The 23,149-nt window shown below is 42.2% G+C and carries 18 protein-coding genes; 3 read left to right on the forward strand and 15 right to left on the reverse strand.

Annotation, left to right across the window (positions count from 1 at the left end; all coding sequences use genetic code 11):
• Positions 1-41: 41 nt before the first annotated feature.
• The 10 genes from scpA to MKZ11_RS18060 form a co-directional block, all read right to left on the reverse strand.
• Positions 42-2,201 (reverse strand): methylmalonyl-CoA mutase, encoded by a 2,160-nt coding sequence (gene scpA / locus MKZ11_RS18015; protein ID WP_340795738.1) that lies wholly within the window; start codon positions 2,199-2,201, stop codon positions 42-44.
• A complete protein-coding gene (locus MKZ11_RS18020; RefSeq protein WP_340795739.1) occupies positions 2,194-3,870 on the reverse strand; it encodes a methylmalonyl-CoA mutase family protein in 1,677 nt (558 codons plus the stop codon). The genes scpA and MKZ11_RS18020 overlap by 8 nt, the downstream gene beginning before the upstream one ends.
• Positions 3,871-3,991: 121 nt before the next feature.
• On the reverse strand, positions 3,992-5,317 hold the full coding sequence (locus MKZ11_RS18025) for a dihydrolipoamide acetyltransferase family protein (protein WP_340795740.1): 1,326 nt from the start codon (positions 5,315-5,317) through the stop codon (positions 3,992-3,994).
• Positions 5,318-5,551: 234 nt separating this feature from the next.
• Positions 5,552-6,535, reverse strand: coding sequence for an alpha-ketoacid dehydrogenase subunit beta (locus MKZ11_RS18030; RefSeq protein ID WP_340795741.1), 984 nt, complete (start codon positions 6,533-6,535; stop codon positions 5,552-5,554).
• Positions 6,535-7,542: a thiamine pyrophosphate-dependent dehydrogenase E1 component subunit alpha gene (locus MKZ11_RS18035; RefSeq protein WP_340795742.1), complete on the reverse strand. Its 1,008-nt coding sequence runs from the start codon at positions 7,540-7,542 to the stop codon at positions 6,535-6,537. The genes MKZ11_RS18030 and MKZ11_RS18035 overlap by 1 nt, the downstream gene beginning before the upstream one ends.
• Before the next feature lie 16 nt (positions 7,543-7,558).
• Positions 7,559-8,986 carry a dihydrolipoyl dehydrogenase gene (gene lpdA, locus MKZ11_RS18040; protein ID WP_340795743.1) on the reverse strand — a complete coding sequence of 476 codons (1,428 nt, stop codon included), beginning with the start codon at positions 8,984-8,986 and terminating at the stop codon, positions 7,559-7,561.
• Between the two features lie 28 nt (positions 8,987-9,014).
• Complete coding sequence (gene buk / locus MKZ11_RS18045) at positions 9,015-10,097, reverse strand: butyrate kinase (RefSeq protein ID WP_340795744.1); 1,083 nt, start codon at positions 10,095-10,097, stop codon at positions 9,015-9,017.
• A 158-nt stretch (positions 10,098-10,255) separates the two neighbouring features.
• Positions 10,256-11,350, reverse strand: coding sequence for a Leu/Phe/Val dehydrogenase (locus MKZ11_RS18050; RefSeq protein WP_340795745.1), 1,095 nt, complete (start codon positions 11,348-11,350; stop codon positions 10,256-10,258).
• 33 nt (positions 11,351-11,383) lie between these two features.
• Positions 11,384-12,289: a phosphate butyryltransferase gene (gene yqiS / locus MKZ11_RS18055; protein ID WP_340795746.1), complete on the reverse strand. Its 906-nt coding sequence runs from the start codon at positions 12,287-12,289 to the stop codon at positions 11,384-11,386.
• 28 nt (positions 12,290-12,317) lie between these two features.
• Entirely contained in the window at positions 12,318-14,360 is a 2,043-nt protein-coding gene (locus MKZ11_RS18060; RefSeq protein ID WP_340795747.1) for a sigma 54-interacting transcriptional regulator, read from the reverse strand.
• 127 nt (positions 14,361-14,487) lie between these two features.
• Between MKZ11_RS18060 and MKZ11_RS18065 the strand changes: the two genes are divergently transcribed.
• Positions 14,488-14,724: a DUF2627 domain-containing protein gene (locus tag MKZ11_RS18065; protein WP_340795748.1), complete on the forward strand. Its 237-nt coding sequence runs from the start codon at positions 14,488-14,490 to the stop codon at positions 14,722-14,724.
• A gap of 69 nt (positions 14,725-14,793) precedes the next feature.
• Here the strand turns inward: MKZ11_RS18065 and MKZ11_RS18070 are convergent, their stop codons facing one another.
• The 3 genes from MKZ11_RS18070 to MKZ11_RS18080 all read right to left on the reverse strand — a co-directional run bounded on the left by MKZ11_RS18070 (position 14,794) and on the right by MKZ11_RS18080 (position 18,665).
• On the reverse strand, positions 14,794-15,522 hold the full coding sequence (locus tag MKZ11_RS18070) for a glycerophosphodiester phosphodiesterase (protein ID WP_340795749.1): 729 nt from the start codon (positions 15,520-15,522) through the stop codon (positions 14,794-14,796).
• Positions 15,515-17,077: a DUF342 domain-containing protein gene (locus MKZ11_RS18075; protein WP_340795750.1), complete on the reverse strand. Its 1,563-nt coding sequence runs from the start codon at positions 17,075-17,077 to the stop codon at positions 15,515-15,517. The genes MKZ11_RS18070 and MKZ11_RS18075 overlap by 8 nt, the downstream gene beginning before the upstream one ends.
• A gap of 472 nt (positions 17,078-17,549) precedes the next feature.
• The gene (locus MKZ11_RS18080) at positions 17,550-18,665 is read right to left on the reverse strand and encodes an IS4 family transposase (RefSeq protein WP_340792764.1); all 1,116 of its coding nucleotides are present in this window, start codon (positions 18,663-18,665) and stop codon (positions 17,550-17,552) included.
• An 889-nt stretch (positions 18,666-19,554) separates the two neighbouring features.
• Here MKZ11_RS18080 and MKZ11_RS18085 point away from each other — a divergent pair.
• Complete coding sequence (locus tag MKZ11_RS18085) at positions 19,555-19,794, forward strand: hypothetical protein (protein WP_340795751.1); 240 nt, start codon at positions 19,555-19,557, stop codon at positions 19,792-19,794.
• Positions 19,795-19,936: 142 nt separating this feature from the next.
• Complete coding sequence (locus tag MKZ11_RS18090; protein ID WP_340795752.1) at positions 19,937-20,149, forward strand: DUF6366 family protein; 213 nt, start codon at positions 19,937-19,939, stop codon at positions 20,147-20,149.
• Positions 20,150-21,088: 939 nt separating this feature from the next.
• On the opposite strand, the gene spo0A is transcribed toward MKZ11_RS18090, so the two are convergent.
• Together spo0A and MKZ11_RS18100 are read right to left on the reverse strand one after the other, a co-directional pair.
• Positions 21,089-21,880, reverse strand: a complete 792-nt coding sequence (gene spo0A / locus MKZ11_RS18095; protein WP_340795753.1) for a sporulation transcription factor Spo0A — start codon at positions 21,878-21,880, stop codon at positions 21,089-21,091.
• Positions 21,881-22,134: 254 nt separating this feature from the next.
• Positions 22,135-23,103: a SpoIVB peptidase S55 domain-containing protein gene (locus MKZ11_RS18100; RefSeq protein WP_340795754.1), complete on the reverse strand. Its 969-nt coding sequence runs from the start codon at positions 23,101-23,103 to the stop codon at positions 22,135-22,137.
• Positions 23,104-23,149: the final 46 nt, after the last annotated feature.

Below are 23,149 nucleotides of genomic sequence, written 5' to 3' on the forward strand. Positions count from 1 at the left end.
CACATTTAGCGCACTGTCATCAAGTGAACGGTTATTGTCTTTCAATCCGCCACTTCCTCATAGCCTAGCCTGCGGTAGATTTCTTCAATCACTTTTTGTGCGGCAACCGGAATGACAGTACCTGGTCCGAAAATCGCCGCAGCCCCATTTTCACGGAGAAATGCGTAGTCTTGTGCAGGTATAACGCCCCCGACGACAATAAGAATATCTTCCCTGCCAATTTTCGCGAGCTCTTCTCGCAGTGTTGGTACAAGTGTTTTATGCCCGGCGGCGAGTGAACTGACACCGATAACGTGAACGTCGTTTTCAGCAGCTTGCAATGCAGTTTCTTCCGGCGTTTGGAATAGTGGGCCAATGTCAACATCAAATCCAAGATCTGCAAATGATGAAGCGATTACTTTCGCTCCGCGATCATGTCCGTCCTGCCCCATTTTCGCAATAAGGATACGTGGACGGCGGCCTTCATTGCCCAAAAAATCTTCCGTCATCATTTTCACTTCTTCAATTTCCTCTGTGTTGGAGAAATTCGAACTGTATACACCACTCACTGAACGGATCACCGCCTTATGTCTGCCTGACACGCTTTCAATCGCATCCGAAATTTCTCCGATCGTTGCACGTGCACGTGCTGCATCGACGGCACTTGCAAGAAGATTACCATCGCCGCTGCGAGCGTTTTCTGTCAACTTAGTGAGGAATGTCGCTACTGCCGTTTCGTCACGGTCTACCTTCATCTTGTTAATGCGATCAATTTGTTTCTGGCGCACAAGTGTGTTGTCAATGTTCAAAATATCGATTGGGTCTTCGGTATCCAGGCGGTATTTATTCACCCCGATAATCGCTTCTGCGCGTGAATCAATTTGCGCCTGGCGTTTTGCAGCCGCTTCTTCAATTTTCATTTTCGGAAGGCCGGTTTCAATCGCTTTCGCCATGCCGCCGAGCTCTTCAATTTCTCCGATCAATTCCCAAGCCTTTTCCATCAGCTCGTCCGTCAGTTTTTCCACGTAGTAAGAGCCGCCCCATGGATCGATTACTTTTGTCATCATCGTCTCTTCCTGTAGGAACAATTGCGTATTTCGCGCAATACGTGCAGAGAAATCTGTCGGCAATGCAATTGCTTCATCAAGCGCATTCGTATGGAGCGATTGTGTATGTCCCATCGCCGCCGCATTTGCTTCAATTAACGTCCGTGTGATGTTATTGAACGGATCTTGTTCTGTTAGGCTCCAGCCTGATGTTTGCGAGTGAGTACGCAAAGCAAGTGATTTCGGATTTTTCGGTTCGAACGTTTGCATCATTTGTGCCCACATTTTACGTGCAGCTCGCATTTTGGCTATTTCCATGAAGTAATTCATGCCGATCGCCCAGAAAAACGACAGTCTTGGGGCGAATGAATCGATGTCAATGCCTGCTTTCAAGCCTGTACGGACATATTCAAGACCATCTGCAAGCGTGTATGCAAGCTCTATATCTGCCGTCGCCCCTGCTTCTTGCATATGATAGCCTGAAATGGAGATTGAGTTGAATTTCGGCATGTTAACGGATGTGTATTCAAAGATATCCGCAATAATTTTCATCGACATTTCAGGCGGGAAAATGTATGTATTCCGCACCATATATTCCTTTAAAATATCATTCTGGATAGTACCTGCAAGTTTTTCAGGCGACACACCCTGCTCCTCTGCCGCTACGATATAAAATGCCATGATCGGCAATACAGCTCCGTTCATCGTCATCGAAACAGACATCTGATCAAGCGGGATACCGTCGAATAGAATTTTCATATCTTCCACCGAGTCGATAGCTACACCCGCTTTTCCGACATCACCTGTTACACGCGGGTGATTGGAGTCGTAACCACGGTGAGTCGCAAGGTCGAATGCAACTGATAATCCTTTTTGTCCCATTGCCAGATTTCGCCGATAAAATGCATTACTTTCCTCAGCAGTTGAAAATCCTGCGTATTGGCGCACCGTCCACGGTCTGGAAACGAACATAGTCGGATAAGGACCTCTTGTATTCGGGGCGATGCCCGGTAAATCAGTTAAATGCTCGAGGTTCTCAATATCTTTAGCTCCATAGCGCATTTTTACATCAATTCCTTCATTCGTTCGAAAAGGCTTTCCTGCTTCGTTTGCTGTTTCCTTTACACTTTCAGCTATGTGCTGCAAGTCTACTTTGTTGAAATCAGGGTTATTCATCCATCGCGCCCCCTTTCAATTTTTCATTGATAGCCATCATTTTCCCCACTTTGTCTTGACCCGCAAAAATGAATCCATTCAATCCGGCATGTAACCATTTTTGACAAAGTGCATCGTCGTATTTCCCTGCCACGTCTAGCATGAACTTATGGGAACACCCTTCTATCAGTTGCTCCAGTACGTTTTCCGTCAAAGAAGGGGTTGCACAGACAATCGCATAGTCTAGGTTTTCATCTGTGAGCCAGTGGAGAGCTTGCTGTGCATCGCTAAACATCGGACTCCATTCGGCATGCATACCGCCTGTAGCTAAAAAACCACTGACGAAATCGGCGCGAGGTTTGAAATCTTTCAATTCTCCAAACGTCAATAAAACAGTACGTATTTCATCATTTTTTCGCTGAGCCGCCAACTTTTCGAAAGGTTCTGCCAGACGCCCATCAAGCTGAAGACCATCCCAGTCGGTGAAGTCCGTATCCGTCAATTCAGCATAAACATTCGTCCCGATCAAAGACTGTTTTCCTTTTGCCACTTCTTCTCTACGTTTTTCAAGCAACATTTCAAGTCTACCGCTAGTAAGAAATGCTTCATAACCGCCTGTAGACTCGATTTCCAAGAAAAGGCCCCATGCTTTTTCAACAAGTTCAGACGTCAATGTTTCAATGAAATAAGAACCGCCCGAAGGATCGATTACTTTGTCCGCATGGGTCTCTTCTTTAATAACAAGTTGAATATTTCTTGCCAAACGGACAGCACTAGTTGTCGGTCCAGTAATGATGTTGTGCGGATGAACCGTGATAACATCCGCACCGCCGAGAACTGCAGCAAACGTCTCATTTCCAGCCCGTAATACATTCACATAGGGGTCTAGTTTTGAGTATGAACGCAGTGATGTGGTTGCGATAATTGGAACATAAGATGCTTCCTGTACGCTATAGGCAGAACAAAATGCTTGCCAAAGAATACGGAACGCACGAAATTTTGAAATTTCCATGAAGAAATGCGTATCTACCGCTAAGCGAACAAAAAAGTCTTTCTCGAAATCGCTAAAATCTGCCACCTTTGAAGCACTATCTGCAGCTTGCGCGAGCGTAAGCGCAAGTTCTGTCACCGCATCCGCGCCGTTATGGTGCACTTTCCACATATCCGCTCCCGTAGTCCGGATGTTTGTGAATCCTTCTGGAAGAGCCCAGTCAGGCACGGAAATCGCCCCATTAACAAGTGACCGCTCCGTTTCTGAGATTCCAGAAAACACGTTCAGAAATGAATCATTCTGTGCCGTATTGGTAATGAAAACAGGATATTTCGTCATAAGTTGTCCTATTTCAGCAAGGGAGGAGTCTTCCCACTGAAGAGGTTTCGTCCCGTCGTAAACAATTGCTTCATTTCCTCGTTCAATCGAATTTATCAAATCTGCGACAAACTGTTTTCCATTCTCGGCATAAGATTGCTGTGCAATAACCCAGCCAGCCTCTTTTTTCTCCGCATGATTCGTTTGTCCAGGTTTTTTTAGACTCTCCTGTGTATAGAGGGGCTGTAGATCGATCCCTTCAATCGTTTTTGTGATGAGCGAATCAAATGTCTTCCCTTTCAATGACTGGACCGCGATTTCTTTCCACTTTTCAAATCCGATTTTATCGAATGTTGTTGTTTGCATGTTATGTATGGTCATATTTTGCGCTTCCCTCCTCAAAATAATCAATCTATTACTAGTTTACTCGACTAAGGTCATTGTTGAAAGGTAAAATAAACCCCGATGCAATATTGAGCGGCACCGGGGTTTACAATTTAAATTAGTAGATAGAGGTGTTTTCCGACGTTATGTTTTCGAGTATCGCTTTCACACGTGCAAGGAATTGGCCGGCAACAAGACCGTCAAGAACACGGTGGTCAAGTGATAGACACAGGTTCACCATGTCGCGAACCCCAATCATTCCATTGCCCATAACAACTGGACGTTTAACGATGGATTCGACTTGAAGTATTGCTGCTTGCGGGTGGTTGATGATGCCCATAGACTGAACAGAACCGAAAGAACCGGTATTATTCACTGTGAATGTACCACTTTGCATTTCGGAAGATTTCAGTTTACCTGAACGTACTTTAACTGCAAGTTCCTGTATATCACGCCCTATGCCTTTAATTGTTTTTTCGTCGGCATTATTAATGACTGGGACGTACAGGGAATCTTCTGTCGCCACTGCGATGGAGATGTTAATATCTTTTTTCTGAATGATTTTATCGCCGGCCCACATTGAGTTCATCATTGGGAATTCCTTCAATGCTTGAGATACCGCTTTCACAAAGAATGCGAAGTATGTCAGGTTGAATCCTTCCTTCTTTTTGAAATCGTTTTTCAGAGAATCGCGGTATTGGACAAGACTCGTGACATCGACTTCAATCATCATCCATGCGTGTGGCGCTTCATGTTTCGAACGCAGCATATTGCTCGCGATTGCGCGGCGTACGCCTGTTACCGGAATTTCAATATCGCCCGCTGAAATAGGGACATTAACGGAATCAGTTACTTTTTGTGCAGCTGGTGCTGGTGTCACTGGTGCAACAGATGACGGTGCCGCTGCTTCCGTAACTGGAGCTGCAGGAGCCGATGGTGCTGTCGGTATATTTCCGCTCTCAATGATGGCAAGCAAATCTTTGCGCGTGATGCGCCCTTCTTTACCTGAACCTTCTACGAGCGTCAAATCAATGCCATTGTCCTGTGAAAGACGAAGTACGGCAGGTGAATAACGCCCTGCTGCCGCTCCTTTTTCACGATTCAACGATGATACCGGTTTTTGAGAACCAGCTGCAGGCATTTCGTTTGCAGGTTCTTCTTTTGCTGGCACCGCCTCTACTGCCACTTCCGCAGTTCCGGCGCCTTCAACCTCTATCGTACAAACAAGTGCTCCAACAGCAAGCGTTTCTCCCTCTTGTGCGATCAATTCTTTAATTACGCCAGTGAACGAAGAAGGAACTTCAGCTGTTACTTTGTCTGTATTTACTTCTGCTAGCGAATCATACTTGTTAACTGTATCGCCCGGTTTGACAAGCCATTTCTCGATTGTGCCTTCTGTCACACTTTCACCAAGTTGCGGCATTAAAATATTTTCAATAGCCAATTGATTGACCTCCGTTCTTTATCAAATACGCCTCGGCATGTTTGCATCCAGATATTGAATTGAGCTTGTGCCTGCAAGACGCAGGTATGCAACGGGGAAGGATTGAACTGCATCCTTCCTTATTGCCGCACGATGCGGCGAACTTAGGTTGCCTTCCACTCCTTTCAAAATCTGTAGCATCCGCCGGAGGCTTAACTTTATTGAGCAGGGGCTAGATTCCCTTGTTCAATAAAGTTAAAATTCAGCAAGTTCACGTGCTGCCTTCTCTACTTTGTCTGGGTTGACCATGAAGAATTTCTCCATTGTCGGTGCATACGGCATTGCCGGAATATCCGGTCCAGCAAGACGTTTAATCGGCGCATCAAGTTCAAACAGACAGTTTTCAGCAATGATTGCTGCAACTTCCCCCATAATGCTTCCTTCTTTATTGTCTTCCGTAACGAGCAGGACTTTCCCGGTTTTTGAAGCCGCTTCGATAATTGCTTCTTGGTCAAGCGGGTAAACGGTTCGAAGATCAAGGATATGAGTTGATATGCCATCTTCTGCAAGACGTTCAGCCGCTTGCAGTGCAAAATGGACACATAATCCGTACGTGATGATAGTGATGTCATCCCCTTCGCGTTTAATATCAGCTTTCCCGATCGGCAAGACATAATCATCCGAAGGTACTTCGCCTTTAATTAAACGATAGGCACGTTTATGCTCAAAGAATAATACTGGATCTTCATCGCGGATCGCCGCTTTCAGAAGTCCTTTCGCATCATACGGTGTTGACGGGATAACGATTTTCAATCCAGGCGTGCTTGCAAACATCGACTCTACAGATTGCGAGTGATAAAGAGCTCCATGGATACCGCCTCCAAATGGTGCACGTATGACAATCGGACAAGACCAGTCATTGTTTGAACGATAACGGACTTTTGCTGCTTCCGATACAATTTGATTCACAGCCGGCATGATGAAATCAGCAAATTGCATCTCAGCAATTGGACGTAAGCCATACATTGCCGCACCAATCCCGACGCCTGCAATTGCAGATTCCGCAAGTGGAGTATCAAGTGCGCGGTATTCTCCGAATTGATCGTAAAGACCAGATGTAGCCTTAAAGACCCCGCCTTTACGTCCAACGTCTTCTCCGAGAACGAAAACGCGATCGTCACGTTCCATTTCTTCTTTCATTGCAAGTGTAATTGCATCGATATAAGACATTACAGCCATTATTCGTTCCCCCCATCTTCAGCATACACATGGAGCAGCGCAGATTCAGGTTCGGCGTACGCAGCGTTTTCCGCATAATCGGTCGCTTCGTTCACTTCTTTCATGATGCGTTCTTCCATTTCTTTTTCGAGTTCATCCGTAAGCACTCCGGCTTCTTTCAAATAAGCCGCAAACATTGGAATTGGATCGAGTTTCTTTTCTTTTTCAAGCTCTTCAGCATCACGGTATTGGCGCTGGTCATCGTCCGAAGAGTGTGCCGTCAAACGGTAACAGATTGTTTCCACGAGACTTGGCCCTTCTCCGCGACGGGCACGATCCGCAGCTTCCTTAACGACTTTGTATACTTCAAGCGGATCAGTTCCATCCACTGTAACGCCTGGCATACCGTAACCGATTGCACGATCCGAGACATTTTCACATGCGAGTTGCTTTTCGACCGGCACTGAAATTGCATATTTATTGTTTTCAACCATGATAACCGTCGGCAACTTATGGACACCGGCAAAGTTCATGCCTTCATGGAAATCCCCTTGGTTGGATGAACCTTCGCCAAGTGTGACGAACGTGATGAAGTCTTCTTTCTTCATCTTCGCCGCAAGGGCTACGCCGACCGCATGCGGTAATTGCGTCGTTACAGGAGATGAACCTGTCAAAATGCGGTTTTTACGTTGGCCGAAGTGACCAGGCATCTGACGGCCGCCTGAGTTTGGATCTTCCGCTTTTGCGAATGCCGAAAGCATTAAATCCTGCGCTGTCATCCCGAAATGCAGGACGACCCCCATATCACGGTAATAGGGTGCAATCCAGTCTTTATCATTATCAAGAGCAAAAGCTGCTCCGACTTGTGCTGCTTCTTGTCCCTGACATGAAATGACGAATGGGATTTTTCCAGCACGGTTGAGAAGCCACATACGTTCATCTATACGACGTGCCAATAGCATCGTTTCAAAAATTTGTATTACATCTTCATTTGTCAAACCAAGTTTTTCATGACGCGTTTTTGCCATTTCTAAAATCCCCCTTTTACATGTGAATAGCCTTACCATCGACGGCCAAAGCCGCTTCGCCCATTACTTCTGAAAGTGATGGATGCGGATGAATCGTACTTGCTACTTCCCACGGTGTTGCATCGAGCACCATCGCAAGGCCTGCTTCTGATATCAAATCAGTCACGTGGTCACCAATCATATGAACTCCCAGGATGTCATCCGTTTTCTTGTCAGCAATAATCTTTACGAAACCATCCGAATTGCCGTTCACAAGTGCTTTACCGATGGCCATGAATGGGAATTTCCCGACTTTCACATCAAAGCCTTGTTCTTTCGCCTGTTTCTCTGTGATGCCGACACTGGACGCTTCGGGGCTTGAGTAAATACAGCGTGATATTTTCGTATAATCAATCGCCTCGTTTTTCATGCCCGCAATATGTTCAACAGCTGCAATTCCTTCATGAGAAGCGACATGTGCAAGTTGCAGACCACCGATAACATCACCAATCGCATAAATATGAGCTTCTTTTGTTTGGAATGATGGTTTTGTCTTAATAAATCCATTTACGACTTCGATTTCTGTGTTGTCGAGTCCAATTCCTTCGACATTCGCTTGCCTTCCAACTGAAACAAGCATTTTTTCAGCAGTGAACACAGTCGTTTCACTATTCATTTCTGCTGAAATGGTGACGGATCCTTCTTTTTTAACAAGCGTATCTGGAAGTACTTTCGCGCTTGTCGCAAAAGTGATTCCTTTTTTCGTCAATAGTTTTTTCATTTCTTTTGAGATGTCTTCATCTTCAGTCGGAATAATCCGATCCGCATATTCAAGAACTGTGACTTCCACACCGAAATCATTTAGCATAGATGCCCATTCGATACCGATGACACCGCCGCCAACAATGATGATTGACTTAGGAAGTGTTTCCATAGATAGCGCCCCGTCTGAAGACATGACTTGTTTTTCATCAATGTCCAAACCTGGCAACGTGCGTGGTCTAGAGCCTGTTGCGATAATCAAGTTTTTCAAAATAAGCATTTCGTTTTCGTCACCGTTGTTCATTTCAACCGAAATAGTACCCGGCATTGGTGAGAAAATCGATGGGCCAAGCATTCTGCCAAGTCCATCAAACACGTCGATTTTACCTTTTTTCATAAGTGCGGTTACGCCTGTATGCAACTGCTTAACAATACCATCTTTTCGTGCTTGCACACGACTGAAATCAAGAGTTACGTCTTTTGTATTAACACCGAAGTCTGCAGCATGATTTTTCGCCGTATCAAATACTTCAGCGCTTTTCAGCAATGCCTTGCTTGGGATACAGCCTTTGTGCAAGCATGTGCCGCCTAGTTTTCCTTTTTCAACAAGTGCTGTTTTCAGTCCTAATTGAGCGGCGCGGATTGCAGCGACATAGCCGCCTGTTCCGCCCCCTAATATAACTACATCATATTCCCGTGCCATTATAGATGGCCTCCCTCACAACGACCCGTCAAGACGGGTAGATTTTAGCTATTTCTTCACCAGTTAGTACGCGGAGTGCGCCTTCTGCGAGTGCTTGAAGTTCGTCTTCTCCAGCGTATACTTCAACATCTGATATCCAGTCAATTCTGGAGGTAATGTCCTTTACGAATCCTTTGCCATATGCGAGGCCACCCGTAAGGATAATTGCATCCACTTGGCCATAAAGAACAGCTGCTGCACTTCCAATTTCCTTAGCAACTTGATAGGCCATTGCTTCGTATACCAGTTTCGCTTTTTCATCGCCATCTTCAATTCGTTTTTCCACACGCACAGCGTCGTTCGTTCCAAGATAACCGACGAGACCGCCCTGACCGACAAGTTGTTTCATAACTTCGTGACGGAAATACTCACCGGAAAAACAGAGGTCGATGAGATCCCCTGCGGGAACGGTTCCCGCACGTTCAGGACTGAATGGCCCGTCTCCGTGAAGCCCGTTATTTACATCAATTACTTTGCCGAACTCATGTACACCGACTGTAATACCCCCGCCCATATGGGTGACAATCAACCGGAGAGTGTCGTATTTTTTACCGACTTGTTTTGCGTAGCGTCTTGCAACCGCTTTTTGGTTCAATGCATGGAATATAGATTTTCGGTCAATCGCCGAAAATCCAGAAATCCGCGCGATTGGTGCAAGTTCATCGACAACGACGGGATCGACGATGAAAGCGGGGAGGTTTAGGCTAGATGCGATTTCATTCGCGATTATGCCTCCGAGGTTTGACGCATGTTGACCTGAATAACCTGTTTTCAAATCTTCGATCATCGCTTCGTTGACGGAATACGTACCGCCTTCGATCGGGCGGAGAAGCCCGCCCCGACCGCAAATGGCAGATAGTTTGGAAATGCTGATTCCTTCTTTTTCAAGCAATTCAAGAATTGCCTTTTTACGAAAACTGTATTGATCGATGATGGAAGGATACCGTGCAATCTCTTCTGAACTATGCCTCAATGTACTTTCCATCAGTTGACTTTCGCCTTCAAAGACACCTATTTTTGTTGATGTGGATCCCGGGTTAATAACTAGGATTTGATGTTGTTTGTTATGCACAATAGGTCCTCCTTCCACATCAATATAACTTCTGATTTTTGTATGTCTAGCAACAGCACCCAGACGCTCGGAGTCATAAGCCAGCTGGGAGGGATTGAATTACATCCCGTCTGACTTATGCCTGTCGTGTCTAAACAGGTTGCTTTCGCTTTCCTGTATTAGCGTCTTGATAATACGCTTTTTTCGTTTTGTAAGAAAGTGCTTCTTGTATTGGCGACGCGTGCGATACGCTCTTCTGCCATGCGGTCGGCAGCGACGTAAGTCGGGATATTATCGCGTTTTGAGATAGCGAAAATTTTACCGATTACATCATAGATACCTTCGACACGCTTAAGTGCACGTTCACGGTTATAACCATCAAGTTCATCTGCAACGTTAATAACGCCTCCTGAGTTGATAACGTAGTCAGGTGCATAGACAATACCCATTTCATGGATTAAATCGCCGTGACGCGTTTCTTTCAATTGGTTGTTTGCTGATCCTGCAATGACTTTTGCTTTCAATTGTGGGATCGTCTCATCATTAATGATTGCCCCTAGTGCACATGGTGCAAATATATCTGCTTCTTGAGAGTAAATTTCATTGATACCGACTGCTGTGGCACCAAATGCATCAACTGCACGCTGAACAGCTTCTTCATTAATATCTGTAATGATTAGTTTCGCACCTTCTTCGTGCAAATACTCACAAAGTGCATAAGCAACGTTTCCGACACCTTGTACCGCTACTGTCTTACCTGCTAGAGAGTCGTCGCCAAATGCTTCTTTTGCTGCTGCCTTCATACCGTAATAAATACCATAAGCAGTAACAGGCGAAGGATTGCCTGATGAACCTGATCCAGCAGAAGTACCTGTAACATAATCTGTTTCAAGATTAATTAAATCCATATCCGCTTCAGTTGTTCCTACATCTTCTGCAGTAATATATCGACCGTTCAAACCTTCAATATAACGACCGAAAGCACGGAACATTTCATCGTTTTTGTCTGTTTTTGGATTTCCTATAATAACTGTTTTTCCGCCACCAAGATTCAATCCAGCAGCTGCGTTTTTGTAAGTCATACCGCGCGCAAGGCGAAGTGCGTCTTCAATTGCTTCTTCTTCACTTGCATACGTCCACATACGTGTTCCACCAAGCGCCGGGCCAAGTGTCGTATCATGAATTGCGATGATAGCTTTTAGTCCTGATGCTTTATCCTGGCAAATAACAAGTTGTTCATAATCCTGATGCTCCATATATTTGAAAATTTCCATTGTAAATTCCTCCTAAGGGTATCGTTCAATTTTTTATTTTGTAGAAAGGATTGCCAGTGCGAGTGAATACAGTTTACTTTCAGCACTGTCCGCCCTTGATGTAAGGACGATTGGTACTTTGGCACCTTGGATAACAGCACCTACTTTTGCATTGGCAAAATACATAAGTGACTTGTATAAGATATTGCCTGCTTCTATATTCGGGACAACCAGAATATCGGCTTTACCAGCTGTTTCTCCCGTAATCCCTTTTTGTAAAGCCGCTTTTTCGGATACCGCAATATCGAGTGCAAGCGGTCCGTCAATGGTACAACCAGTGATTTGCCCGCGTTGATTCATAACGACAAGCGATGCTGCATCCGTGGTTGGAATCATTGCCGGATTAACTGTTTCAATAGCGGCAAGTGGAGCGACGATCGGTTTATCTACACCGCATGCATGAGCAGTCGAAACTGCATTGCGAATGATTTGCGCTTTCGCTTCAAGATCAGGCGCAATGTTCATTGCAGCATCCGTGACGAAAAGTAGACGGTCATAACCCGGAACTTCAAACGCTGCTACATGTGACAGTATTTTTCCTGTCCGCAAACCATATTCACCATTCAATACTGCCTTAAGAATAGTAGAAGTTGCCAAGTTTCCTTTCATCAGGACATTTGCTTGTCCATTTGAAACCGCTTTCACCGAAAGGGATGCCGCGCGGATATTATCCCCAGCATGATGAATACTAACTTTTTCTTCATTTACTAACTGTGGAAAATCCGTTTGTATTAAATCTTTTAAACGCTTTTCGTCATCGAAAAGCATGAATGAAGCAATACCCTTTGCAATAGCAATACTAACCGCTTCAAGTACTTCCCAGTCGGCAGCCGATGCGACAGCCACCACAGGATCTTTCCTTAATGCGGCCTGTACAATAAGTGAGTCGAGTGTAACCATTGCCTCTCCTCCTTTGACTAAATATCAATTAAACAAGGCTGAATTTTTCAAGTTTATAATAAAGCGATCGAAGCGAAATACCAAGCCTATTAGCTGTTAACGATTTGTTCCCATTATTTTCATGTAGAGCCGTTTCAAGAATATTTTTTTCGTATTCATCCATAATCGAAGTTAGGGTGCTTTTTTCTGGCAATACTTGTCCCTTATCCATGTTTCCCCTCGACGAAAGAGATTTAATCACATCTTTCAATCCAATGACTGCTTCACCCGGCTTCATATAAATCATGGCCCTGCTAAGTACATTTTCAAGTTCTCGTATATTTCCCGGCCAATCATATTGCTTTAGCCGTTCCAACGCCTCTTCAGTAATTCTCTCTATATTCATACCGAACTCCTGATTCAGCTTCACAAGCAGGTGTCCGACAATCAGTGGTATATCTTTTTTACGAGACCGTAAAGGAGATACCTGGATAGAGAGTCGGTTTAAAACATAATAGAGCTCTTCATTGAATGCTCCCTCGTGCATTGCTTTTTCCAAATTTTTAGAAGTCGTTGTGATGATGCGTACGGACAAATGAATGGGAAGTGTTCCATCACTTGTGAAAATTGTTCCGTTCTTCAAGTAATTGAGCAGTCTATCCTGAACTGCGAGCGGCAAATCAGTCACTTCGTCAAGAAATAATGTCCCCTGGTTTGACTCTTTGAAAAGACCTTGAGAATTACCATTTCTGTTTGAGGAAGTACTTGATTCAAGTCCGAATAGCTCCGATTCCAAAGTGGAACGATCCATAGCCGAACAATTTAAACGGATGAACTTATTGAAGCGCCGTTCGCTACTACTATGAATAGCATGTGCAAACAATTCTTTGCCCGTTCCTGCCTCTCCGCGAAGAAGGACTGGAACATCTGATTTGGCAGCTAACTTTGCCTGCGCGATTGACATTTCAATATCAGATGAACCACCAAAAATATCATCGAAAGTGTAAGTAGATTCGAGTTGCCGGATTATTGTGCGCGCTTGGTCAAGTTCTTTCATCAAGTTTCGCATTTCGGTTATGTCGTGAATAACACCGACACTTCCTTTCACCTGATGATCGACAATAATAGGCGCTACATTGACAATTACTTCCCGGTTATTTTCACCGATACGCATATTTACTCCCCGCACCGGCTGTTTCGACTTCAAAACTCTCATATGGATACTTTCACCTTCGTTGATGTCCGCATTCGCAGGCTTACCGATGATTTCATCTTCTGTAAGACCTGTAATCCGCGTGTAAGCCGGATTGACAAGGATTCCGTTTCCGTTATCGTCGACGACCGAGATGGCATCATCACTCGAATGAATGATTGCTTCTAACATTGTTTTCACTTTTTTTAGACCCGTGATTTCCTCCGCAAGTGCAACAACCTCTGTAATGTCTTTAAATACTGCGAAAGCACCAACTTTTTTTCCAGTAGAATCATAGAGAGGATAACGGGAAGTAACGATTTTCAAACCATTTCCCAGAATTTGTTCCTCATTCAATTCCGCTCTCCCCGACTTGAACACTCTTGGAAGCTCAGTTGTAGGGATCACTTCCGTAATCGTCCGACCAACCGCATCTTCAATCGGGAAACCGATCATCTTAGAGGCACTTTTATTGAAGAAATCAACAGTTCCTTCCTCGTCGATTCCAATCATACCCTCTTCAATTGAATCAAAGATCATACGCTGTTTATGCATCTCTGCATGAATGCGCTTAATATATGTATCATTCTCCTCAAGAAGCTTAACAAGGAGATTTGCAACGGAACCAGGTATAAGTACGGTATGGGCAGGTCTCGCGGTTAACAGTTCAGCGAATACAGACTCGTCTCCGGTTACATCGAAAATGATATGCAGATCTTCAGTCAGATGACTTTTCCAATCCGTCCCATGTGCAATGCCTTGTTTTTTTGCACGAATTATCCCAGGTGCTTGTTCATCAGTATCGATGATTGCGTTTACATTCATGAATTCTAAATTTTGGAGAAGGTCCAGTAGTATCGATCCGCCTGTCCCCGCCCCGACAATGAGAACGTTTTGCAAGGATATTCATTCTCCTTTTTTGAACCATGCAATCTTTTGCAATTACAACTACATCATACATCAAAGCGCAGTTCTTGACAATAAAATATCCGTAGGTAAAATTAGAATCGTTAAGGAGTTGTCGTGTATGGCACGTCTAGCAGCATTTATTGTCCTGCTAATCCCCGGACTTTTTGCAGCCGGCGGTATAAAATTAATGCGGGATTCAATATTTGGTATATTATTTAAACCATTTCCGTTCATCTGGCTCCAATTCGTTGTAGGCTTTTTGCTGTTTGCGGGTGGACTCTGGTTTTTCGCAGGATTCCTATTGCGTCGCGATCGGAGAAAAGGTCGCGTACAAGAACGGTTTAAACAAAAGTAAAACGGTAGTCGTCTGTGTCTGTATAGGGTAAGGCCAGTCGCACAAACACAAAAGGACCAGGACTGATTTTTAACAGTCTTGGTCCTTTTTATTATAGTTAAATCGATCGGGGTAATCAGTAATCCACCCATTTATGTAAGGCGGCGGGTTGATGGTGATTGGTTCTGTTCCCGTCACTCCATACACCCGAATCTTTTTTTCGGACAAAATAAGTTTATTCAAAAAGGGTTCTTTCAACAGGCGTTTGTGCATATGAAATCCATCCGCGCATGAATACTGTTCAAGGTTTTCCCAATCTACGTTCTTCTTCTTTATTAAATAGGCAGTTTCCATTAGCGGGCTTTCCTCTTTTACCGCTTCAAGTACACTATAGTCAAATGAAGAGATATGAATATCATCAATGATAGAGGCAATATCCACAATATGTTTGATCAATTCCGGACGATCCGAAACAGTCTCTTTCAATTCAATATTCAATCCTAAATTGTTCTTTTCACAAAACAATACAGCTTCAATCAAAGTCGGAATCCGGAACCCTTGCAATAAACGTCGGTATCTTTTGCCTACACGAATTTTTGTTATTTCTCCACTCGTCATGCTCGAAATAGACCTTTGAATGCCGGCCAGCCTATGGAGCTCGGGATCATGGATGACAATGGGCACTCCATCTTCCGTCAATTGCACATCCAGTTCGATGCCATCAGCACCTAGATCGGCAGCTTTCTCAAACGCTTCCATTGTATTTTCAAATCGGATGCCAGATGCACCACGGTGTGCGAATACTGTCGGCTTAGACATTCAGAACGCCATCAATGATCTCGAAGATGCCTTTTGTCGTCACGTGAAGTGTGGAAGACTTGGATCCAATTTGTATGATAGTTCCTGGATAAGCTTCTCTCGTTACTTCGATTTGAGGAGGTACTGCCTGCTTAATCTTTCGCAACCCCACCTGTATCTCTCTGTCAAGTTCAACAATAGCGTCTCTGTTCGATTCAATCGTCTCTAACATTTTTTCATATGCTTCTGCCTGCGGTCCTTTGAGATGACTACCACTATTCCTAAATGGGAGAGCATGTTGCTCAAGCTTTTCGACGATTCCTGTGCGCTCTTTCAAACTTTTTGCCATTTCTTGTATTTCTGTATAAATTAATTCCTTGTCAATCCCTTTCACACGAAGGATTGTCTTTCGTTCATGACTGTTGCCAACAAATGCACACTCAATTTTAATAAGTGCTTCAATCTCTCCACCAATAATTTTACCTCTGTTTTTGTCAATAAAAACGGATTCGGCGATAACTTCCGATCCCAGCAGATAGAGTCCAACATGAACTTCTTTGCCATACAGTTTGCAATTATTTGCATGTTTAACAAAAATATTGCCTTGAGCTTCCACAATTGTCATTCCACCGCCAAAAATACCGCCTTTTATGTAAACGTCGCCCTCGGATGACTGAATTTCCTTTGCATTTGTGATGCCTTCATTTCCTTCTACGGAAATATCCCCCGTCGCATTTACCGAAAAACCTGCAAGGACCGTTCCATATACAACAACTGATCCGTCAAATGTTATTGAACCTGTTTCAGGCCCGACATCACCACTGATAACTAACTGTTTCCCAACACCAATGAGACCGTCAATACTTTCTAATGCCCCGCCATGTACTGCTCGCAGAACTATTTTCCCCATTTCTTCTTCATCTGTCACTGATTTCCTGTCATAGTAAATCTTCTCGTCATCCCCACGCGGTGCAGGGAGAACGTTTCCCAAAACATCCTTACCATCGATTCCCTCTTGTGCCGATATTTTCTCACCAAGCCAGTCTCCTTGTTTGACAGGCGTAACGAAATTCATTTCAAAATAATCAGCAGACCCATCTTCACGGATTACCGGTCTACGTTCAGGTATTTCGATATATGTTATGGCTGCGTCTGCCCCTTTCTGTGGCTTTCTTCCAACAGCAGCATTAATCGGTTCACCCGGTTTAAAAGCTTCATTCTGCAATGCTATTCTTCCATAAATGATCCCAGCGTCATCAAGTTCTTTTTCTGCTTGTTTCAAGATTTCCTGTTTGTTTTCTTCAAATTCTTTGGTTGATACGTTGATATAGAGTTGGGCCAACATCTTGTCGGAAGAAACAGCTATTTCGATCATTGGAAGCCAGCTCCCAATAATATGTTCTTCTTCCGAATCTGTAAGCGCTTTTCGTAAAACTGGAAATGAGAGAATTTTTAGCCGTGGATGTTCCCGCGTTATTTCATCGAAGGACTTAAGTGGAAAACCATTCTTCTTTGTTCGCAATATTACTGTTTTTTCTTCAAGTACAAGATCAAAATAATCATTTTGAATTAACACCGGTCGATCACCCTTTCTCTCTGACTCATTATAAAGAAATAGTAACTGTTCAAAAAAAGTTATCAGCGTTTATAGCAAAAATCCCCTATTAATTGGGCATGCTTTGAAAAGGTGTGCAATGTAAAACACACCGTTCCATGGATTTGTATGCTCAATCATTATTAGCTTATACATGACCATAAATTTTCGAATAAAAAGTTAACAGTCTTTTCTAATGTAAGCTTACCACTTGGATGAACAAATAGAAACCCACTTCTTATATAGTTTAACTAGCAAAACACCAAACAATAAAATGAAAATTTATTCAATTCCAAAGACCAAATATCACTAGTGTTGCATAAAAAAATGATTTAAAATTCTTACTATTTATTTTTACGGCGTTGAGCCAAAAAGATATACACTCCAATAAAGGTGGTCCGTCCATTTGGTTTTTATTTACAATTAGACATTTGCGGCAACGACAGTTTAGTTGTTACGGGACTGCTGTCCCTTTGATTTTACGAATCCAAATATGTGCAGGTTTCCAAAGAGAAGCCTTTAAATAGCGACTAATTTTCAAGATTTTATGTTTACTCCGTGTCTTTATTTGCACCAACACATTCAAGCAATATACGATGAGTGCGATATATACCTGATTATGAATGGCCCATTCGCTTTGACCATAGAACTTTTTGATGTTCAAATGTTGTTTGATCCATTTAAAAAACAGTTCAATTGCCCAGCGTGATTTGTACATCTCGGAGATTTCGTCTGCACTCAGGTCAAACCGATTGGTGATGAGTTGTAGTTCATTCCCTTTCGAGTCTATTACTTTGAGTAAGCGAAAGATGTTTTCAGCACGATTTTGAGTTGTACCAATCAACACCGCTTGATCCGATAATACCGTTGTGCCTTCTGGCAATTGGAAGTCTTCACATTCATGGATTACTGCATTTTTACGTAGTCTGGATAAGAAAAAGTAGCCGTCATCTGTCATGCGATCGAAACGTTCGTAATCTAAATATCCACGGTCGAAAACATACATGCATTCCTTGTCATCAACCATGACTTCAAGCTGATTACGATCATGTTCATTCGCTGTTGTAAGCACGGCTTTTTCAGGATAGGACGTTCCTTTTTCCATAAACACAAGACGTAAATGAAGCTTTACCCCAGCTTTCGTTTTGCGGAATTTAGCCCATCGGTGATTGGTTAAATTGAGTGGCAATGTGCTCGAATCAATGATTTTTAAAGGCATAGTGATTTTGGCATAATTTGTTTTTTGATGAATTTGCGCGACTAAATCAAGAAAAAGTTGTTGAAATAGCACGGGATTCATTCCATTGAGCCTGCGGGATAATTGAGAAACGCTTATAGAATCAAGGTTTGTGCTGACTTGAAGATGTTTATTAAAAAGACAATCACTCAGCGCGTGCAGACTTTCCGTTTCATGAAGCTGTGCAAAAAGCAGTAATTTTAAGAATGAATCTGTCGTAAGTTTCTTCGTATAAGCATCTAATCTCATTGTTTTCACGTTTTCTTCAACTAATTGAATATTAATAGGTGAAAACCATTGTCCAAATGAAGTTTTTCGTGTAATCTTGTCCATGAGTAGTTCCTTTTTTAGTGGATTTGGACGGGTTACCACCTGACTTTATCCATTATAAAGGAATTTTTTTATGCAGAAAATAAAGTTAGTGAACATTTCGGGAACTTTTTATATTGAATATATTTTAATGCAACACTAGTGACCAAATATATATAATACTACTATTTACAAGTTGAAATAGAGAATACCATCGGACCGCTAAGGCGCTAGAAGATGACACACGCCAAAAACCACAAGTCTTATAACTTCAGCTCTCCCTGTTAAGGCCCCTTCGGTCGGTTTATACACCGGATTCTATATTGCATATCCTCTAACTCAATAACTTCAACAAGAAAATGCTATTAACGTTATGTGTAAGACATTTTAAAATGGTTAAGTTCCATAAAGAGAACCTACTACATTTTAGCTCAAATCTAAATCATCCTTAGATTCCATACATAATCCGGCTCGTTAAAAAACGTCTTCTTCCCTATATAAAATTCCAGTTATTTAACTTTCATTAACTGTTCCAAATTATAAACTTACAGATTGTATAATGCATCATTTCATTTTCATCTACAGTTCATTCCAAAGCTCCTGTAACTTTAGCTTTTTTAATCCATTAAAGCTTCTAGGATACTCTTGGATTGACTGTTGTGACCTTGCGTAGCTGAATAATAGCTCTTACAGGCCGTCTCGATGAAAATACAAAATAGCGGATAGTTCTCATTGTTGATGTATAATAAAACTTCAACTATGGTTAACGAGCTATTCAGAAAAAAGAGGAGGCGGGATACTTCTGAGACTAAAATATATCTTTTTTTCTGTAGTAATAGCTATTGTTTTTTTATCAGGTTGTTCCAATGTTTTTAACAAATCATCGGTGGATTGGGCTTTTAGTTTTGTCGTTTTGGATGGTTATATTTATCAATTAAGTGATGAATATGTAGATAATGTAGGTAAAAAAATTGGAAAAGTAACGAAGTATTCGGATACGGAGAGAACATACTTTGGAAACTTCTCGAATTTTTATGAAAAAGGAACAAAGTATTACGCTATTCCAGGAATAAGCACGGAAGAAGCAATTGCCATTGAAGAAGAAGGTAAGTATAGAAAAGCAATGAGAGACGGAAAGTATGGAGAAAAGTAACTTTTAATTTTTACTAACGGGGGCTTTATTGCAATGGGGTTTTAAGTTTTCTTCTTTTAGTAACAGGACAATTTTGTGTAAAAGGTATAAATGATAAATTATAGAACATTTACACTGAAACTATTTATAGGGGGTTCTTAGTTTGAATAATCGCCGTAAAACACCACAAGAACAAAGAGAACGTTTAAGACTAAAAGAATTAAAAAATAATCCTACTGGTAATATACACGATGCATTAAATAGAGCAAGTGGTGGTGGGAATTTAACTGATTTAACAGGTGGTATGGGTTGGAAAGATTTAGGTGCGTTAATTATTGTATTACTAGTTGGATATATACTTTATAAATTTTTTTAAAATATCATTTAATAGTCCTACTACTTTTTAGTTTTGGAATAGTGAAGTAGTAGTTATTATTTCTTATGATGAAACGTTTTCAAAAATAGAAAGCATCGATGCTCTCGTTGTTCTTATTTCATTCCGCTTTCCAATCAACTCTCCACGTTGCAAATCGGTATAAATGGAATTATCTAGTTTTTTTCACTTAATTCTCACTTCACTCCCTTACCTTTACCTGAGTTAAGTATTGTATAAATAAGCTTTTCATCTTCAGATATTGCATTTATCCTGTGAGTAATGCTTTTTTGTTCGATTTAATCGGCTCAATCTAAAGCTTCACTAACCTCCAGATGATGGTTATTTCCGCAAAAGACTCTAAAATGCTCTAGAAGGAACCGTGTGACCTCATGTCATTGTTTTAAACTTGTATGTCGATGATACCAAGCTCAATCAATAATTTCTGTCGATTTGATAATCGATATTATTGATAGGACTCTTTCTCAATTTTCTTTCTTTACGATGTTAGTTGAAAAACACTTTTTATATTCCCAACATCTTTATTAATGGTTACAAAAGAAATTTCCTTTTTCTGGTCAGCTCTATCATCAGGATTATTGAACTTTCGACTCTTCTCATTATCAACAACAGTGTATTATCCACTTTCTTGAACACACTTAACTTACTGTCGAATATGTGCTGGTTATACCTTCACTGCTTCTTCAATTCCATGTTCCCCCTTTAGATAAAGCAAGACCAATTTAATAGATTGGTCTAATGACTTAAGAGACTTCTCTGACAGCTTCGATTTTCACACATTTCTGGACGTAAAAAAACCAACTAATCTAAAAATCAGTCGGCTTGTTGAGTAGTGCTTTATTGGCTTTGAAATTGCAGTATAGGATAAATCCGTAAAATAGGTTGGTTTACCAACCAGTTAAAACGCTTTCATAGCAACGATTAGCTCGCCATATGCTCAAGACGAATTTTATCTGCAATCATCGCGATGAACTCACTATTTGTTGGTTTGCTTTTCAAATGGTGGACAGTGTAACCGAACATTTTGGAAATAACATCGTAATTGCCGCGATTCCAAGCAACTTCAATCGCATGACGAATGGCACGCTCAACACGGGATGCTGTCGTATTGTATTTCTTTGCAATCTCGGGATACAGTACTTTCGTCACTGAACCTAGCAAATCGACATCCGTATAGACCATTTGAATAGCTTCACGAATGAATGCATAGCCTTTAATATGAGCAGGCACACCGATTTCTTTGATGATTGCTGTAATTGTGGTATCCAGCACTTTTTGACTAACAGTCCCTGGTGCATACTCTCCATTGGATTGAGCAACCGGAGCAACCGGTTTTCTCGCCCCCGCAACTTGGAAAATCTGATTTGCAAGCCGTTCAAATTCAAAGGGTTTAAGCATGAAATAGGATGCCCCGAGACTTGCAGCTTGCGTCATTACGTCTTCCTGGCCGAATGCTGTCAACATAATTATATGCACATCTGCTGTTTGAGCATTTCCACTTAACGTTTCTAGCACTGCAATTCCGTCAAGATGTGGCATGATGATATCAAGCAATAAGACATCTGGCTTTTTTTCTTCTAACATCGACAGACAGACTTTGCCGTTATGCGCTGTCCAAATGACTTCAATTTCAGGATGCCTTTCAAAATACGTCACCATAGTCCTCACAAGTTCCTTGTTATCATCAGCAATCGCGACTTTCAGTTTATCCATTTCCATTTCCCCCTTATACGTTTATGACGACTTCTTTCCTTAAATATTAGCAATCTTCTTTTAACTACACAAGGGATATTTCGACGAATAGTGGACTAACCCTCTTTTATTTAGCAAAAATGAAACTTCTGACATATGGTTTCCCTATACTTCGACTAATTCTATTATTTTCTAAACATTTGTCGAATCATTCCTCATAAGTTTACCACGCCAAGACAAAAGGGCCAACTCCATTTACGAGTTGGCCCTTCTTATCAGTTTTCTCCGCTACGCATCTTTTCCAAAAATAGGGCTGCACCTTTTTTGGGATCATCCACAAACATATGCGTCACTGCGCCTGCAAATTGCCCATTCTGGATGACAGGACTTCCACTCATCCCTTGCAAAATCCCGCCCGTTGCTTCAAGCAATTTGGGATCCGTTAAAACAAAATGGAACTGTTCTTGTTCAACTTCTGTAATTCGAATGGAAAATGATTCAACTTCTGTCCCCTTAATTGTTGTGTAAATTTCAGCTGCACCTACTTTTACTTCAGCCGGTTGCATAATCGTAAGAGGTTCTGCCAACACTTTCTTATAGTCACTGTTCCACGATCCAAAAATTCCATAAAGACCGTTTATTCGAATCGTCCCTAAAAAATCATCATCATCGACAATCGTTGAAATTTTATAACCGGGAACTCCAGGAACACTTTTCTTAATCTGATCGATTTCCGAAAGATAAATTGCTCCCGTCCTAAAAGAAGGCGGTGATTTCAATGCACTGTCGATGATTTGATGACCAAGAGCACCGTATGTCCCTTTGTCTGGGTCGACATACGTCAACGTTCCGGTTCCTTCCGTCCGATCTTTTAGGAATGGAAGGAGACGTTTCATCGCTTCGCCATCTGCTTGGATCTGACTTTTTTCCTCATTCCGAATAACGTGTAAAACGACTTCTTTCTTTTCGCGTTTTGAGGTTGATGCTTTTTCGAAATCATGAAGGGTACCGATTGCTACATCGTCCAACTGTTCGATCAAATCACCTGCCTTCAACCAATTATCCTTACTAATCATGACATCACTTGTGATGAAAACCCCTGCCAGATCCATTTTAATGCCGATGGAGTCTCCCATCGGTATAAGTGATCCATCTTTAGCAGATGCGGCATCTGTAGCAAGTGGCATGAAAAGCAAAAGTACAGAAAACGAAACGGCCAACTTGAGCTGTCTACTCCATCCCATATTTCACCTCCCTAAGCAAGATACTGTTGGTATGTCCGTTCAGAGG

The sequence above is a fragment of the Sporosarcina sp. FSL K6-1508 genome (genome assembly GCF_038007465.1).
Taxonomy (GTDB): domain Bacteria; phylum Bacillota; class Bacilli; order Bacillales_A; family Planococcaceae; genus Sporosarcina; species Sporosarcina psychrophila_B.